Origin of the sequence: Pseudochrobactrum sp. Wa41.01b-1 (genome assembly GCF_019464455.1) — a bacterium.
GTDB classification, from domain to species: Bacteria; Pseudomonadota; Alphaproteobacteria; order Rhizobiales; family Rhizobiaceae; genus Pseudochrobactrum; species Pseudochrobactrum saccharolyticum.
Genome location: NZ_CP080493.1, coordinates 3359819 through 3374281, shown reverse-complemented (window position 1 = coordinate 3374281; position 14463 = coordinate 3359819). Strand labels below are relative to the sequence as shown.

Sequence of the window (14463 nt, the reverse complement as noted above, 5' to 3'; positions counted from 1 at the left end):
TCGTGCAATCGGCCCTGCATTTTTGGCGGCAGCTCTGCGGTCGGCACCGCGCAGCCACTGTGACGAGAAGCGGCTGCACGTCTCTTATCTGCCGTCAGATAAGGCCTTACGGCCACAACAGGCGGCTAAGTAGGCTGAACGCAATCGCCCACATAATGATGCCGATAATGCAGTCGAGAATACGCCATGCAGAAGGTTTGGCGAAAAACGGCTGCAGTAACCGCGCACCATAGCCGAGCGAGAAAAACCAGACAAAAGAGGCTGTTATCGCACCCAACCCATAGGCCAGACGCGCCTGCCCTTCAAAACGGGCAGAGAGGCTGCCGACCAGTACGACCGTATCAAGATAGACATGCGGATTGAGGAAAGTCAGCGCCAGACAAGTCCCGACTGCAGCTTTCAGGCTGACCGCACCGCCATTGCCGGCACGCAACCCGTCAGGATGCATTGCACGACGAAAAGCAGACAGACCATACCAGAACAGAAAAGCAGCGCCGCCGACAGTCACCACTGTAATCAATGAAGGGGACTTTGCGATCAGCGTGCCCAGCCCTGCAACGCCTGCTGCAATCAGCAAGGCATCAGACAGAGCGCAGATCAGACAGAGAATAAACACATGCTGGCGCAGCAGTCCCTGTCTCAGAATATAGGCATTTTGCGCACCAATGGCGACAATCAAGGATAGTCCGAGCAGAAAGCCCGAAATTGCTGCTGTTCCCACGATAGACTCGTTCTTGTTAAATTGACGCGCATCTTATCCGATCGAAGCGGGATTAGAAATCAGTCCGATGGACTGATTTCCCGTGTAGGCGGCAACCACTTTTCGGGATGCAAACTTTACATCAACGCGCATCTTATCCGCAAACCGGCAACCACTTTTCGGGATGCGCTGTCAGTTATGTTTTTGAAAGAATTAATTAAAACATACTGAACTGGTCGTCATTGTCATCTGTTTTCTTTTTGACAGCAGTTTTTTTAGGTTTAGCCGGTTTTTTGACGACTGGTTCCTGAGAAACTGTCCGTTCTTCCACCACCTCATGCACATCTGTGCCAAAATAACGGGCATTATTGATCTTGTCCGAGACGGGAATCGCCTCAAAAAAATCATCCTGCACCGGTTTGAGCAAATGCTTCACATCCTTGGCACGGTTGCGCTTGCAATCCAGCCATTCCTGATAATCCTCAGGATGGATCACCAGCGGCAGGCGGTCATGAATATGCGATAATGCATGATTGGAAGCCGTCGTCAGAATGGCTGCCGTATCCATCTGCGAACCGTCACCGCTCACCCATGTTTCCATCAACGCACCAAAAGCAATGGTTCCGCCATGACGCGGGCGTATCCAATAGGCCTGTTTTCTGCCATCCCCAAGCTTACGCCATTCATAAAAACCACTCACCGGCAGCAAGCTACGACGATGTTCCATCGCTGTACGAAAAGACGGCTTTTCATGCGCGGTCTCGGAGCGGGCATTGATCATCAGCGGAAAGTTCAGCGGGTCTTTTGTCCATGACGGCACAAAGCCCCAACGCACCAGCATTGCAATACGATCCGGCCTGTTGCTGCCGGGTGCCGGTGTTTCACCATTCATCACAATCATGATCGGTTGGGTCGGTGAAATATTATAGCGCGGCGGAAAGGCTTCATCGACAATCACGCCGAACTGCGCCTCCACCTCATCAATTGTTGCCAGTAATGCAAAACGTCCACACATAATATTTGGTGTTGCGAGTTTTACCGTAAAGGTCAAGATACCTGATAAACAAAGCTTGCAAATCTGCGGGCAGGTTTTTACCACTCATTCTATGACACAGGACATTTCCCCTCACCCGCTCATCGCCCATGGTGCCTCCATCATCTGCCGCAAGAAGAACCGCTTCCTGCTGGTGAAACGCGGTAAGGAGCCACTTAAAGGTTCACTCGCTTTTCCGGGTGGCGGGGTTGAAGCCGGAGAAAATGCCGAACAGGCCGCACGGCGTGAACTCACAGAAGAAACCGGCTTGCACTGCAACCGCCTGCGGCTGGTCGATACAATTGATCTGTCTCAGGAAGGGCTTTACGGCAAGGTCTATAATCTTTGCATTTTCCGCGCTTATGACCTCAGCGGACAGGAACAGGCTGGCGATGATGCTGTTTCGCTGCACTGGCTGACAGTTGAAGATATGGTGCAGCATATTGTGACCGTCAGCACTTTGGCTTTTGCGCGCCGTATTCTGCAGGAAGAAGGCTGAGTGCCTTGAAACAGCCTGATTACTGCACAATTTATAGTTAAGGCGCGGAGTATGTGTATGACCAGATTTCTTGTTAGCTTCCTGTTGGTTACAGGATTTTCTGTTTCCGCTCTTTCCGCACAGGCACAAACACAGGAAACAAGCGGCCCGCCCTATGAAAGCCAGATGATCCAGCTGGCAGGCACCCTCGGCTCCCTCCACTATTTGAGCAATCTTTGCGGTGACAAAACCAGTCTCTGGCGCGATCAGATGAATGAATTGCTCACAGCTGAAAAAGCGGATGAAACGCGACGTAAAAATCTGGTTTCAGCTTTCAATAACAACTACCGCAGCTATGCTGATAATTACAGTCAATGTACCGATCAGGCGCTGAAAGCAATCGACCGGTTTAAATTGCAGGGTGAAAAGCTCTCTGAAGGACTGGTTGCCCATTACGGCAATTAACCAAAACTTCATTCATTGCAATAAAGGCGAAATCTGCCATTCACAAACCATCGCAATCTGTTAACAAGAGATTAAATTATTGATGGTGATGCGTCGGCTGATGGTGTAAGAAACGGTCTTCAGATAGTCGTTTCTGCTCTGAATGGCTCTATGACAGCACTTTCTTTAGCTAAGTCCTGTCCGTCTTCTGCGATGCAGTGTCCAACGGCATAAAGCCAAGGTGATATTTTAATGAATCATGCTCCGACAGACCTCGATGAATTGATTGCCCATGAGAAAAAACAGGCGGCGATCGAATATCAGCATGAAGCCTGGGCTGACGGGATTTCAGAAGGCATTGAACCGGAAATTCTCGCAGAGGCTGCTTTTGCCAATGCACTGACCGAACTTCTGCGCAGCACGGGCGAAGAGGCGGCGCTTGGCCTGCTCGATAAATTGCGCGAACAGATCATTGCCGGTGAGTTTCTGCCCAACCGTATTTTGCAGTAATTTTGCAGTAATTTTCTGGGCACAGTCGGCATCCGTCATAATTTGTGCTACTGGATGCCGTAAACATTTATTTTGAATATATATTTCTCTTCCGGAGTTTCTGATGTTGCTTTCATCCCGCCACTGGCCGAGCAAACTCAGCTCAGACAAATTTTTGAGCACGTCTTTCCTCTCCGGTCTGGCTCTGGCCATGATTGCCGCATCTGTCTCGGTACCGGCCTCCGCCGGAACACTGAGCGGAAAACCACAAATTTTAGCGTTGAGCGAAACACCTGCCGGTGAAGACGGCGAAGAGGTCAATCCGGCGCAGGTGCCTTTACCGGGGCCGTTGCGTCAGGTACCTACTGAAACCTACAGAGCGCCTGAATCCGGCGCAGCTTCTGAAAACGGCAGTCCGGAACGCGACATTACCCGTCCGCATGTTTCACCGGAAGGGAAAATTCCGGAAGTCTCCTATGACTATTCCAAGCTTCCGCAAGCTGTGCAGGACACCCGCAAGAAAATTCTCGATATTGCCAAAGCCGGAAAGATTGACGCGCTGAAACCATTGCTCGGTGACGGCGGCGAAACCAGCCCGATGCTTTCACTCGGTGAATATGACGGCACACCGCTGGAATTTCTCAAAAGCCTTTCCGGCGACAGCAATGGTCAGGAACTGCTGGCCATTCTCGTAGATCTGCTCGAGTCCGGCTATGCGCATCTCGATGCCGGCACACCGAATGAAGTTTATGTCTGGCCGTATTTCTTCGCCTACCCGCTGGACAAGCTGGACGACCGGCAGATGGTTGAGCTGTATCAGATTGTAACTGCCGGTGATTTTGAGGAAATGAAGGGCGTCGGCGCCTATATTTTCTACCGTCTCGGCATTACGCCGGATGGCTCATGGAAGTTTTTTGTAGCCGGCGACTGACAATCGTTTTTTCCTGCCTGTCAAATCGTTGCTGAAAACGCTCTGTTGCCCATGCACACATAGCAAAAACAGCCATGCCTGCCGGTATATCAACAAGATGGTGTCCGCCATGAACCAAGACGGCTGGTAACACTGCCAAATTCAAAAGCAGGAAAAACGGAAACAGCCACTTAACTGAACGGGAATACCACATGCCCGCCAGCGCCATAACCGTATGAAAAGACGGAAATGAAATCAGCCCACGTGCATCATTCGGCATAATCATTGCTGTACCATTATACAGAAGATCAGTTAGTTCCTTGCCATATGCAGTCCCTACAATCTGCTGAGATTTTGAAATCACACTTTCAGGCAACGGAAATAACGCACTCGGCCCGATCGAGGGAAAAAGTATCCAGAACAGGACGGTAACAGCTCCACTCAGCGTCAGAGTCAAAATCATACCGTGCAAGGCATAAATACGCCCGCTGAAACCAAGTAAAATTATCAGGATAACGATCTGATAGAGATTAGACAAATAAGCATAGCCTAGAATATCATTAACCAAAGGATAGCTGACACTCCATGTCACAGCGTCCACCCAGTTATAGCCAAGGCTGGCATCCAGTGAGACAAGCCAAAGATCAAGTGTCGGGCGTAAATTGGGTAAGAACAAATAATTCAGCAGTGCCATTGCCGAAGTAAAAATCATAAACAAGCCAGTGCTCATCGTAACAGTGGCAATGCGCTCGCTACGCCCGCGCCAGCGGTATATGAAACTCAATCCGAACATCAATGCAGCAAAGATAAGCTGTCCGCTATAAGCGAAGTAAAATACTTTCTGCCCTGAACTCAGAAGCAGAACGGCATCTGCAAGCAGCGTAATAAGAATGATCCCCAGCAGAGCCAACTCTACAGGACGAAAATAATGATGCAGGACAGACGATTGTGTTTTCATACTGCATCAATACACACAAACTCATTGATCAGTCGTAAATCTAAAGAAGCGCACTCTAAAATGCACAAGACCGCATTATCGGATAATGCGGTCTCTTATAATTTTCTGTAAAGCGAGCTTTTTTTAATTTCTCGGAAGTGCCTCAACAAATTCCACAGGCTCACCGAGTGCAGGATTAACGATCTCGCCTTCCCACATCACTTTATGACCACGTACGATGGTGCCGACCGGCCAGCCGGTGACTGTCTTGCCATGATATGGTGTCCAGCCCGCTTTCGAGCCAGCCTGTTCGTGTGTAATCGTCACACTGCGTTTCATATCAACAATTGTCAGGTCCGCATCATAACCGACTGCAATACGCCCTTTACGGGACATGCCGAAAATGCGGTTCGGGCCGTGAGACGACAGATCAACAAAGCGTTCCAGCGACAAACGACCGGCATTCACATGATCGAGCATGATCGGAACCAGCGTCTGCACACCGGTCATACCGGATGGTGATGCCGGATAAGGCTTCTGCTTTTCTTCCAGAGTATGTGGCGCATGGTCGGAACCCAGCACATCGACAACGCCCTGCCCGATACCATGCCAGATACCATCGCGGTGACGTGCATCGCGCACCGGCGGGTTCATCTGAATGAGATTGCCGAGTGTTTTATAATCTTCCGAAGACAGCGTCAGGTGATGCGGAGTCGCTTCACAGGTCGCCACATCTTTGTAGTCTTTCAGGAATTCAATTTCTTCCGCAGTCGAAATATGCAGCACATGGATACGCGCACCGGTTTCACGGGCAATGCGCACCAGACGCTGGGTGCAGGTCAGTGCTGCAATCTCATCGCGCCAGACCGGATGACTGGACGGATCGTTTTCAACGCGCAGACCTTCGCGCTCGCGCAGGCGGAACTCATCCTCCGAATGAAAAGCCGCACGGCGGCGTGTGTTGCGCAGAATGGAGGCAACACCTTCATCATCCTCCACCAGCAGGTCACCGGTTGAAGAGCCCATAAACACTTTGATACCCGCAGCGCCCGGCAGGCGCTCCAACTCAGGCACATCTTTAGCATTGTCACGTGTACCGCCAACCCAGAAAGCGAAATCGCAATGCATGCGATGTGTGCCGCGCTTGACTTTATCAGCCAGCGCTTCCGGCGAAGTGGTCAACGGCTTGGTGTTAGGCATTTCGAAAACAGAGGTCACGCCGCCAAGTACAGCTGCAAGCGAACCGGTCTGCAAATCTTCTTTATGCTCCAGACCCGGCTCACGAAAATGCACCTGACTATCCACAACGCCTGGCAGAATATGCAGGCCGGTGCAGTTGATAACCTCGCCTGCGGCATTCTCTGACAGGGAACCGATAGCGGTAATGCGACCGTTTTTAACGCCGATATCACGAACGGCACTGCCGTCATGATTGACTACCGTTGCACCTTTGAAAATCGTATCGAATGTTGTGGTCATTCGCGGCCCTCCTGTCTTGCGATAACTCGCTGTTCCTGACTTGCGATTACTCGCAATGCGGCTTACGTAACAAAGCGATGAATATCAAGATAATTGCATCTGCACTGCTTTATAAACCGGAAAGTTGATATGACAACGACAGAACCTTTAACTCTGTTTACCGGACCAACCGGAAATCTCGACGACCGCACACAGATTCTTGTGCGTGGTCCCGAAGCGGAAACATTTCTGCAATCCATTTTCACAGCTGATCTGGCCTCCCTCGAAACCGGTATTCTGCGCGCATCGGCACTGCTTAGCCCGCAGGGTAAAATCCAGTTCGATTTTCTGATCTCGCGTATTGAAGACGGCTTCCGCATTGATATTGCGAAGGATGTAGCAGAGATTTTCGCCAAGCGCCTCACGCTTTATCGCCTGCGTGCCAAAGCGGAAATTATCGTTTTAAATGAATCAATTATCAGGCTGAGTTGGAAAACTGATTCAGGCAGTTCAGAAAGTGATTCAATTAGCCTTGAGAGCTATCAGTCTGTGCGCGATGAGCGCTTCCCTGAAGAAGCGAATGTCCTGCGTCATTATGCTGAGAGCGGCAGCGCCTCCGCCGCCACGCAATCTGATCGCGCTGCATGGGCAGCTTTACGCATTCGCTACGGCATTGCTGAAGGCGGTGCGGATTTCATCATGAATGATGTTTTCCCGCATGATATTAATTTCGAGCAATTCAGCGGTGTATCCTTCAAGAAGGGCTGCTTCGTCGGACAGGAAGTCGTGTCCCGCATGCAACATCGCGGCACTGCACGACGCCGGATTTTGCAGGTGACGGCGCAGGCAGACTTGCCCGCGCCAGACACGCCGATTATTGCTGATGGCAAAGAAGTCGGAACCTTGCGCAGTGTTAATGGCAGCAATGCGCTCGCTCTGGTGCGTATTGACCGTGTGAAAGACGCAATGGATAAAAACATTCCGCTGCTCGCCGGTGAAACCGAGGTCACACTCACAATCCCTGCCTATGCTAAATTCACATTTCCCGAAGGAGCCGCAGACTGATGGCAGTATCCGGCGGCGCCAAAACAAAACCGGTTCGGGCATGGCAGCGTATGTTGTCAGGCCGCAGGTTGGATTTGCTTGATCCTTCACCGCTGGATATTGAAATCAGTGATATTGCCCACGGGCTGGCGCGCGTTGCCCGCTGGAACGGCCAGACCCGTGGCGACCATGCCTATTCCGTTGCGCAACATTCACTGCTGGTGGAGCAGATTTTCCGTGAGCAAAATCCGGCTGCTCCCTTGCAGCATCAGCTGCTGGCCTTACTGCACGATGCACCGGAATATGTGATCGGCGATATGATTTCGCCCTTCAAGGCGGTGATGGGCGGTGCCTATAAACAGATTGAAGCGCGACTGGAAACAGCCATTCATCTGCGCTTTTCTTTACCCGCGACCGTGCCTGCAGTTTTAAAAAAAGCGATTAAGAAAGCCGACATTGTTTCCGCTTATTTTGAAGCAACAGAACTGGCCGGTTTCAGCACGGCAGAGGCCGCAGAGTTTTTTGGTCGTCCGCGCGGTTTTCATGCCGGTCACTTTGATTTATCACCAAGGCCAACCGCAGAGATAGAACAGGCTTTTATCAATCGCTTCAATGCATTGGAGACACAAATTCATGGCTGATGTTTCCGCTGTCGTTGAGGTGGGTTTGAGTGCTGCAGTTGTTACAATCAACAATAACCGTCCGGTTATTCTCTGCTCTGACGACCATGAAATGCCTGCAGCCCATGAAGTATCTGCCGCGCTTTCGCTCCCCTACGGGCGGTTTGATCCGCTGAAACACCGCACATTGGAAATGGGTTTGCGGCTATGGGTTGAAGCGCAAACGGCCTTGCGCCTCGGCTATGTAGAGCAACTTTATACATTCGGCGACCGTGGCCGTGCCAAATCTGCCATGCCGACCGATGATACCCATGTGATTTCTGTCGGCTATCTGGCACTGACCCGTCAGAACGGCGAGCAGCCGGAAAATGACTGGCAATATTGGTATGATTTTCTGCCTTGGGAAGACTGGCGCAGCGGTAAGCCGCCACTCATCGACCAGCTTATTATCCCTGCCTTACGTGAGTGGGCGCAGAGCGACAAACGCAGCCATCCGGCCTATGATCTGCATCAGCTACCACGCCTGACCCGTCTGCGCCTTGCCTTTGGCACTGATGGTATTCAATGGGATGAAGAACGTGTACTCGAGCGTTACGAACTGCTTTATGAAGCCGGTCTGGTGCGGGAAGCAACTATTGACGGCACAGTCAGCCCGAGCGCACAGCTGGACGAATTGCAGCGCCATACCGGCAAGGCCATGGTGTTTGACCATCGCCGCATTCTCGCAACCGCAATTGCCCGTCTGCGTGCCAAGCTGAAATACCGTCCGGTGATCTTTGAGCTGATGCCCAATTGCTTCACCCTCACCGCCTTGCAGGAAACGGTTGAGGCGATCTCCGGCCGTCATCTGCATAAGCAGAATTTCCGCCGTCTGGTGGAAAATGCCGAACTGGTAGAGCCAACCGGTGCCAGCCTCAGCCAGCAGCGCGGCCGTCCGGCAGCACTCTACCGTTTCCGCCGTGCGGTTCTGGAAGAGCGTCCTGCTCCGGGCTTAAAGGTAACACTTTCTCAGCGATAACTTATCAACGGTAAACATGCTGTTCGTCAGGAAAGCTGCGGCTTTTCACATCTTCCGCATAGGCTTTCACCGCCTCGTCAATGGCTGCACCAATAGCGCCATATTGACGGACAAATTTCGCCGGCTTGTCGTTGAGGCCAAGCATATCTTCCAGCACCAGAATTTGCCCGTCACACTCTGCTGATGCGCCGATACCAATGGTCGGCACCGCAACCTGCGCGGTAATCTCACGCGCCAGCGGCTCGACAATACCTTCCAGCACAATGCCGAAAGCACCGGCATCGGCAACCGCCTGCGCATCCTGCTTGATCAGATCCCACAGCGTCTGATCGCGCCCCTGTACTTTATAACCGCCCATCACATGCACGGCCTGCGGAGTAAGACCGATATGCGCCAGCACCGGAATGCCGCGCTTGGTCAGAAAACTGATCGTCTCAGCCATCTGCACGCCGCCCTCGAGCTTGACCGCACCACAGCCGGTTTCCGCCATGATCCGCGCCGCATTACGGAACGCAACTTGCGGGCTTTCCTCATAGGAGCCGAACGGCATATCCACCACAACCAGCGCACGGGATGAGCCACGCATCACCGCCTGCCCGTGCATAATCATCATTTCCAGAGACACGCCGATGGTCGACTCCATGCCATGCATCACCATGCCGACACTGTCACCCACCAGCATAAAATCCGCATAGCGATCAACAATCGCCGCTGTATGGGCATGATAAGCCGTGAGGGACACCAGCGGCACACCGCCTTTGTGGGCGCGGATTTCCGGCACTGTGATACGGCGGATCTGCTTCTGAACACTCATGACCGTTTCCTTTGATTACAAATTAAAAGCGCAGCACATGCTGGTCGATCAGTCGGGTTTTGCCAAAACGTACAGTCAGCAGCAACACTGCCGGTGCGGTGAGCTGCTCCGCTGTTTCAGCCAGTGTTTCTGCATCACGGATATCCACGGCCTCGATCTCACCGCGCGGTTCCTGCTGCAATTTACCGACAACAGCATGGCGCAATGCAGTAACCGAACGCTCGCCCTGATCCACCAAGACTTGAGCCAGTTGCATCGCCTGCGGCAGGATAACAGCGGCAGCCCGGTCTTCCGCACTCAAAAGACTGTTGCGCGATGAACAGGCCAGCCCATCCGTTTCACGTACGGTCGGCACACCGATTACATCCACCGGCTGATTGAGATCAGTCACCATACGCTTGATAACAGCGAGCTGTTGGTAGTCTTTCTCGCCGAAGAAAGCCTTATCCGGCTGCACGATATTAAACAGCTTGCTCACGACCGTAGCCACACCACGGAAATGATGTGGTCGCAATGCTCCCATCAGAATGGAAGAAAACTCTCCAGCATCAACATAAGTGGAGGTTTTGCCGCTGCCGTCCGGATACATCTCATTCACCTCAGGTGCGAAAACATAATCCACGCCCTGCTCTTCGAGCAGTTTCAGATCACGGGGCAGATCACGCGGATATTGCGCCAGATCTTCATTGGGTGAAAACTGCGTGGGATTGACGAAAATCGATACCACAGACACATCGCAATGCTGCTGGCTGTTTTTGACCAATGTGAGATGGCCGATATGCAGATAGCCCATTGTCGGTACAAAGCCGATGCTCTTACCACGGCTGCGCTCAATCTTAAGAGCCGTGCGTAAATCTGCAATTGTGCGGATCAGTTGCATATCATCCCCCCTGAAAAACCAGTGTGCACTCTATCTCATCAAGTGATGATAATATCCAGCCCGACATCAAGCGTCGGTGCAGACATTGTGATTTTCGAGGTTGAGATATAGTCAACACCCGTCTCGGCAACGGCTTTCACGGTGTCGAAATTAATATTGCCCGACGCCTCAAGCTTTGCGCGTCCGGCATTAATTTCAACAGCCTTAACAAGGATTTCCGGCGGCATATTATCAAGAAGAATCACATCGGCCTGCACCGAGAGCGCTTCCGCCATCTGTTCCAGCGTATCGACTTCAACTTCGATCTTCACCAGATGCCCGACAAAGCTGCGGGCGGCTTCAATAGCCGGTCTGACCCCACCTGCAACAGCAATGTGGTTGTCTTTAATCAGCACCGCATCATCAAGGCCAAAACGGTGATTAGCACCGCCGCCGCATCGCACTGCATATTTGGCAAATGAGCGCATGCCGGGCATAGTTTTGCGGGTGTCACAAATTTTCGCCTGTGTATGGGCAATCTTGTCCGCGTAACGTGCCGTGTAAGTCGCAATGCCGGACAGAACCATCAGATAATTGAGCGCCACACGTTCAGCCGACAAAATAGAACGGGCATTGCCGCTGATACGGACAATCTCCTGTCCTGCTTTGATACGGGCTGCATCAGTGACAGCGATTGAAACATCCAATGACGGATCAATCTGTGCGAAAGCGGCACGTACGAAATCCAGACCGGCAAGTACACCATCCTCACGGCTGGTCAGTATCGCTGTTGCCTGTTTTTCAGGGGCAATCGTGGCATGGCTGGTAATATCTCCGGCACGTCCCAGATCTTCGAGCAGCGCATGGCGCACAGCCTCTTCAACCAGCGGACGCGGCAGAACAGAAGGATAAGCAGTTTTCATCAGGCAGTTTCCGCTAGTTAAGCATGTCTCCCAAAAGTGGAAGCCGGTTTTGGGTTAAAGACATGCGTCAAAATATTGATAAGTTTCCTGAGCGTCTTGCAGAGTCATCATCGAGCGATGTTGCCAGATAACCGAGCTTTCAGGATAGTCGCTGCGATAATGACCGCCACGGCTTTCCTTGCGCGCTAAAGCTGACACGGCCAGCACTTCGGCAGTCGCCAAACAGTTGGCGAATAGCGGATCATGATTATCCTGTGCCAGTTGCCGGATTTGTTGCAGCCCCTGTAACATCTGATCTTGCCTGCGGATAACGCCGAAACTGCGGCTCATCACCGCCCGCAATTGCTGCATGGCCGCAGTGCAATCCTGTTTCTTCGCAGCAGGCAGAACCTGCACGACAGATTGAGCTGCACATTCCTCCTGCGGTAATTGCCTGATCGCATCAGCTACACGCGCACCAAACACCACCGCCTCGAGCAAGGAATTTGATGCCAAACGATTGGCACCATGTGCACCGGTGGATGCAGCCTCACCGCAAGCCCACAGGCCTTTGACCGTTGTGCGGCCATCCATATCAGTGAGAATGCCGCCCATGAAATAATGAGCCGCCGGCACGACAGGAATAAGCTCGCGTGCCGGATCAATGCCGACAGCCTGACAATAGGCATAAACCGTCGGGAACTCCTGCGCGAATGCCTCTCCGATTGCCTTCGTGCAATCGAGATAAGCACCGCGCCCGCTCATCACCTCTTCATAAATGCCGCGTGCGACCACATCGCGTGGTGCCATTTCGGCAGACCTGTCGTGGCGCAGCATAAAGCGTTCACCAGCTTTATTGACGAGATGTGCGCCGTGACCACGCAGCGCCTCTGTCGCTAATGGTGCCGGATCGGCCTTCACATCCAGCGCTGTCGGGTGAAATTGCACAAATTCCATATCCGCCAAAAGCGCACCGGCCTGTGCCGCCATGCCGATACCGGAACCGCTGGCCTCAGCCGGATTGGTGGTCACCTGATAGAGATGGCCGATACCGCCGCTGGCAATCACCACCTGACGGGCAGGCAAAATCTGGTCTGAGCCATCTGTACGGCGAATGGTAATACCGCTGATACCATCAGCATCCGAAATCAGCTGATAGGCCGAAGCATTTTCGATCAGCGTGACGAACGGTGTTTCCCGCACTTTGGCAACCAGTGCCTGCATGATCGCACGGCCAGCCATATCGCCACGCACGCGCACGATACGGTTATGACTATGCGCGGCCTCACGCGACACCTGCAAATGACCGGCCAGATCGCGGTCGAACGGCACGCCGAGTTCGAGAAGATCATGCACACGATCTGAGGCAGAAGAGGCCATCATGCGAATGACATCCTCATCCACAATACCGTCACCGGCGATCAGCGTATCGGTTACATGACTTTCCACTGTATCATCGGATGACACAGCCGCAGCAATACCGGCCTGCGCCCATGCGGAAGACGCGCCCTGCCCGATGGGAGCAGCCGCTATCACCGTGACAGGCACAGGGCTGAGCTGCAGGGCGCAAAACAGCCCTGCCAGTCCGCCGCCGACAATTATAATCTGATTAGGTTTCGTGCTCATCGCCACGCCGTCAGTTTTTCAGATTGATCATACGTTCAACAGCCTGCCGCGCTTTGACAGCCATTGTTGCGTCAACAAAAACCTCACCACTCATATTCACCAGCGTGTCGAGAATTTTCGGCAGAGTAATGCGCTTCATATGCGGGCAGAGATTGCACGGTTTAACGAATTCCACTTCCGGTACTTCCGCCGCAATATTGGAGGCCATCGAACATTCGGTCACCAGCATCACCTTGGCCGGACGATTGTCGCGCACATAGTCAATCATGCCTTTGGTGGAACCGGCAAAGTCAGCCACCGCCACCACTTCCGGCGGGCACTCCGGATGAGCAACAATCTGCACCGACGGATCAGCAGCGCGGTAAGCCAGCAATTCATCCGCTGTAAAGCGCTCATGTACCTCGCAGCGCCCTTTCCATGTCAGCACTTTAACGGAAGTCTGCGCCGCAACATTCTGCGCCAGAAACTCATCGGGAATGCAGAGTACGCGGTCAACGCCGAAGCTCTCCACCACCTGCACGGCATTGGCAGAAGTGCAGCAAATATCGCTCTCGGCCTTCACATCGGCAGAAGTGTTGACATAGGTGACAATCGGCACGCCCGGATAGGTTTCACGCAACAGACGCACATCGGCACCGGTGATGGATTCTGCCAGCGAACAGCCTGCCTTCATATCCGGTATCAGAACGGTCTTTTCAGGGCTGAGCAGTTTTGAGGTTTCCGCCATGAAATGCACGCCGCATTGCACGATAATATCGGCATCGACACGGGCAGCTTCACGCGCCAGCTGCAAGCTGTCGCCGACAATATCCGCCACACAATGGAAGATTTCCGGTGTCTGATAATTATGGGCAAGGATAACAGCATTGCGCTGTTTTTTGATACGGTTGATCGCCGCCACATAAGGCGCGTAAGCAGGCCATTCGATGCGCGGAATATGATGCCCCACGCGCTGATAGAGATGCTCAGTTTCTGCAGCGATCTCCGGTGTATAGTCCAGAGACGGCATTTCCAAAATACCGAAACGTTCTGCTGCGCTGCGGATTTCACCTTTATTCAGGTTCTCTTTGGTGGTGGCTGTCGTCATAATCTGCCTCATAAAGCAGCACTAAAGCTGCCCTCTCCGTTTTC

16 protein-coding genes are annotated in these 14463 nt (G+C 52.7%); 7 read left to right on the top strand and 9 right to left on the bottom strand.

Annotated elements, in window-relative coordinates; genetic code table 11:
• Window positions 1–106 precede the first annotated feature (106 nt).
• Together K1X45_RS15395 and K1X45_RS15390 are read right to left on the bottom strand one after the other, a co-directional pair.
• Window positions 107–721, bottom strand: coding sequence for a LysE/ArgO family amino acid transporter (locus K1X45_RS15395; RefSeq protein WP_220159370.1), 615 nt, complete (start codon window positions 719–721; stop codon window positions 107–109).
• Between the two features lie 196 nt (window positions 722–917).
• A complete protein-coding gene (locus K1X45_RS15390; protein ID WP_220160545.1) occupies window positions 918–1715 on the bottom strand; it encodes an SOS response-associated peptidase in 798 nt (265 codons plus the stop codon).
• Window positions 1716–1806: 91 nt separating this feature from the next.
• On the opposite strand from K1X45_RS15390, the gene K1X45_RS15385 reads away from it, so the two are divergent.
• The 4 genes from K1X45_RS15385 (at window position 1807) to K1X45_RS15370 (ending at window position 4075) form a co-directional block, all read left to right on the top strand.
• The gene (locus K1X45_RS15385; protein ID WP_220159369.1) at window positions 1807–2232 is read left to right on the top strand and encodes an NUDIX hydrolase; all 426 of its coding nucleotides are present in this window, start codon (window positions 1807–1809) and stop codon (window positions 2230–2232) included.
• Between the two features lie 57 nt (window positions 2233–2289).
• The gene (locus K1X45_RS15380; protein ID WP_151158064.1) at window positions 2290–2676 is read left to right on the top strand and encodes a TIGR02301 family protein; all 387 of its coding nucleotides are present in this window, start codon (window positions 2290–2292) and stop codon (window positions 2674–2676) included.
• Window positions 2677–2907: 231 nt separating this feature from the next.
• A complete protein-coding gene (locus K1X45_RS15375) occupies window positions 2908–3165 on the top strand; it encodes a hypothetical protein (RefSeq protein ID WP_220159368.1) in 258 nt (85 codons plus the stop codon).
• 103 nt (window positions 3166–3268) lie between these two features.
• Window positions 3269–4075, top strand: coding sequence for a hypothetical protein (locus tag K1X45_RS15370; RefSeq protein ID WP_238481578.1), 807 nt, complete (start codon window positions 3269–3271; stop codon window positions 4073–4075).
• Here the strand turns inward: K1X45_RS15370 and K1X45_RS15365 are convergent.
• Window positions 4032–5012 carry a phosphatase PAP2 family protein gene (locus K1X45_RS15365; protein WP_220159367.1) on the bottom strand — a complete coding sequence of 327 codons (981 nt, stop codon included), beginning with the start codon at window positions 5010–5012 and terminating at the stop codon, window positions 4032–4034. The two genes, K1X45_RS15370 and K1X45_RS15365, sit on opposite strands and share 44 nt — an antisense overlap.
• A gap of 123 nt (window positions 5013–5135) precedes the next feature.
• Window positions 5136–6470: a dihydroorotase gene (locus tag K1X45_RS15360; protein ID WP_220159366.1), complete on the bottom strand. Its 1335-nt coding sequence runs from the start codon at window positions 6468–6470 to the stop codon at window positions 5136–5138.
• A gap of 129 nt (window positions 6471–6599) precedes the next feature.
• Between K1X45_RS15360 and K1X45_RS15355 the strand changes: the two genes are divergently transcribed.
• From K1X45_RS15355 to K1X45_RS15345, 3 genes are read left to right on the top strand one after another with little or no spacing between them, the layout of a single operon-like run.
• Window positions 6600–7514 carry a folate-binding protein YgfZ gene (locus K1X45_RS15355; protein ID WP_220159365.1) on the top strand — a complete coding sequence of 305 codons (915 nt, stop codon included), beginning with the start codon at window positions 6600–6602 and terminating at the stop codon, window positions 7512–7514.
• On the top strand, window positions 7514–8134 hold the full coding sequence (locus K1X45_RS15350; RefSeq protein ID WP_075654604.1) for a YfbR-like 5'-deoxynucleotidase: 621 nt from the start codon (window positions 7514–7516) through the stop codon (window positions 8132–8134). Before K1X45_RS15355 ends, K1X45_RS15350 begins: the two co-directional genes overlap by 1 nt.
• Window positions 8127–9131, top strand: coding sequence for an NAD regulator (locus K1X45_RS15345; protein ID WP_220159364.1), 1005 nt, complete (start codon window positions 8127–8129; stop codon window positions 9129–9131). Before K1X45_RS15350 ends, K1X45_RS15345 begins: the two co-directional genes overlap by 8 nt.
• 4 nt (window positions 9132–9135) lie before the next feature.
• Here K1X45_RS15345 and panB read toward each other — a convergent pair whose 3' ends face one another.
• The 5 genes from panB to nadA are packed head-to-tail and all read right to left on the bottom strand — an operon-like array spanning window position 9136 to window position 14419.
• Window positions 9136–9945, bottom strand: coding sequence for a 3-methyl-2-oxobutanoate hydroxymethyltransferase (gene panB / locus K1X45_RS15340; protein WP_220159363.1), 810 nt, complete (start codon window positions 9943–9945; stop codon window positions 9136–9138).
• Window positions 9946–9967: 22 nt separating this feature from the next.
• On the bottom strand, window positions 9968–10825 hold the full coding sequence (gene panC / locus K1X45_RS15335) for a pantoate--beta-alanine ligase (protein ID WP_220159362.1): 858 nt from the start codon (window positions 10823–10825) through the stop codon (window positions 9968–9970).
• Between the two features lie 38 nt (window positions 10826–10863).
• Window positions 10864–11727: a carboxylating nicotinate-nucleotide diphosphorylase gene (gene nadC, locus K1X45_RS15330; RefSeq protein WP_220159361.1), complete on the bottom strand. Its 864-nt coding sequence runs from the start codon at window positions 11725–11727 to the stop codon at window positions 10864–10866.
• Window positions 11728–11781: 54 nt separating this feature from the next.
• Complete coding sequence (locus K1X45_RS15325; RefSeq protein ID WP_220159360.1) at window positions 11782–13332, bottom strand: L-aspartate oxidase; 1551 nt, start codon at window positions 13330–13332, stop codon at window positions 11782–11784.
• 10 nt (window positions 13333–13342) lie between these two features.
• Window positions 13343–14419: a quinolinate synthase NadA gene (nadA, locus tag K1X45_RS15320; RefSeq protein WP_220159359.1), complete on the bottom strand. Its 1077-nt coding sequence runs from the start codon at window positions 14417–14419 to the stop codon at window positions 13343–13345.
• Between the last annotated feature and the right edge of the window lie 44 nt (window positions 14420–14463).

Bases quoted from the DNA above. Each gene is read 5' to 3' on its own strand.
- K1X45_RS15390 (WP_220160545.1), bottom strand. From the start codon at position 1,715: ATGTGTGGACGTTTTGCATTACTGGCAACAATTGATGAGGTGGAGGCG.
- K1X45_RS15385 (WP_220159369.1), top strand. From the start codon at position 1,807: ATGACACAGGACATTTCCCCTCACCCGCTCATCGCCCATGGTGCCTCC.
- K1X45_RS15380 (WP_151158064.1), top strand. From the start codon at position 2,290: ATGACCAGATTTCTTGTTAGCTTCCTGTTGGTTACAGGATTTTCTGTT.
- K1X45_RS15375 (WP_220159368.1), top strand. From the start codon at position 2,908: ATGAATCATGCTCCGACAGACCTCGATGAATTGATTGCCCATGAGAAA.
- K1X45_RS15370 (WP_238481578.1), top strand. From the start codon at position 3,269: ATGTTGCTTTCATCCCGCCACTGGCCGAGCAAACTCAGCTCAGACAAA.
- K1X45_RS15365 (WP_220159367.1), bottom strand. From the start codon at position 5,012: ATGAAAACACAATCGTCTGTCCTGCATCATTATTTTCGTCCTGTAGAG.
- K1X45_RS15360 (WP_220159366.1), bottom strand. From the start codon at position 6,470: ATGACCACAACATTCGATACGATTTTCAAAGGTGCAACGGTAGTCAAT.
- K1X45_RS15355 (WP_220159365.1), top strand. From the start codon at position 6,600: ATGACAACGACAGAACCTTTAACTCTGTTTACCGGACCAACCGGAAAT.
- K1X45_RS15350 (WP_075654604.1), top strand. From the start codon at position 7,514: ATGGCAGTATCCGGCGGCGCCAAAACAAAACCGGTTCGGGCATGGCAG.
- K1X45_RS15345 (WP_220159364.1), top strand. From the start codon at position 8,127: ATGGCTGATGTTTCCGCTGTCGTTGAGGTGGGTTTGAGTGCTGCAGTT.
- panB (WP_220159363.1), bottom strand. From the start codon at position 9,945: ATGAGTGTTCAGAAGCAGATCCGCCGTATCACAGTGCCGGAAATCCGC.
- panC (WP_220159362.1), bottom strand. From the start codon at position 10,825: ATGCAACTGATCCGCACAATTGCAGATTTACGCACGGCTCTTAAGATT.
- nadC (WP_220159361.1), bottom strand. From the start codon at position 11,727: ATGAAAACTGCTTATCCTTCTGTTCTGCCGCGTCCGCTGGTTGAAGAG.
- K1X45_RS15325 (WP_220159360.1), bottom strand. From the start codon at position 13,332: ATGAGCACGAAACCTAATCAGATTATAATTGTCGGCGGCGGACTGGCA.
- nadA (WP_220159359.1), bottom strand. From the start codon at position 14,419: ATGACGACAGCCACCACCAAAGAGAACCTGAATAAAGGTGAAATCCGC.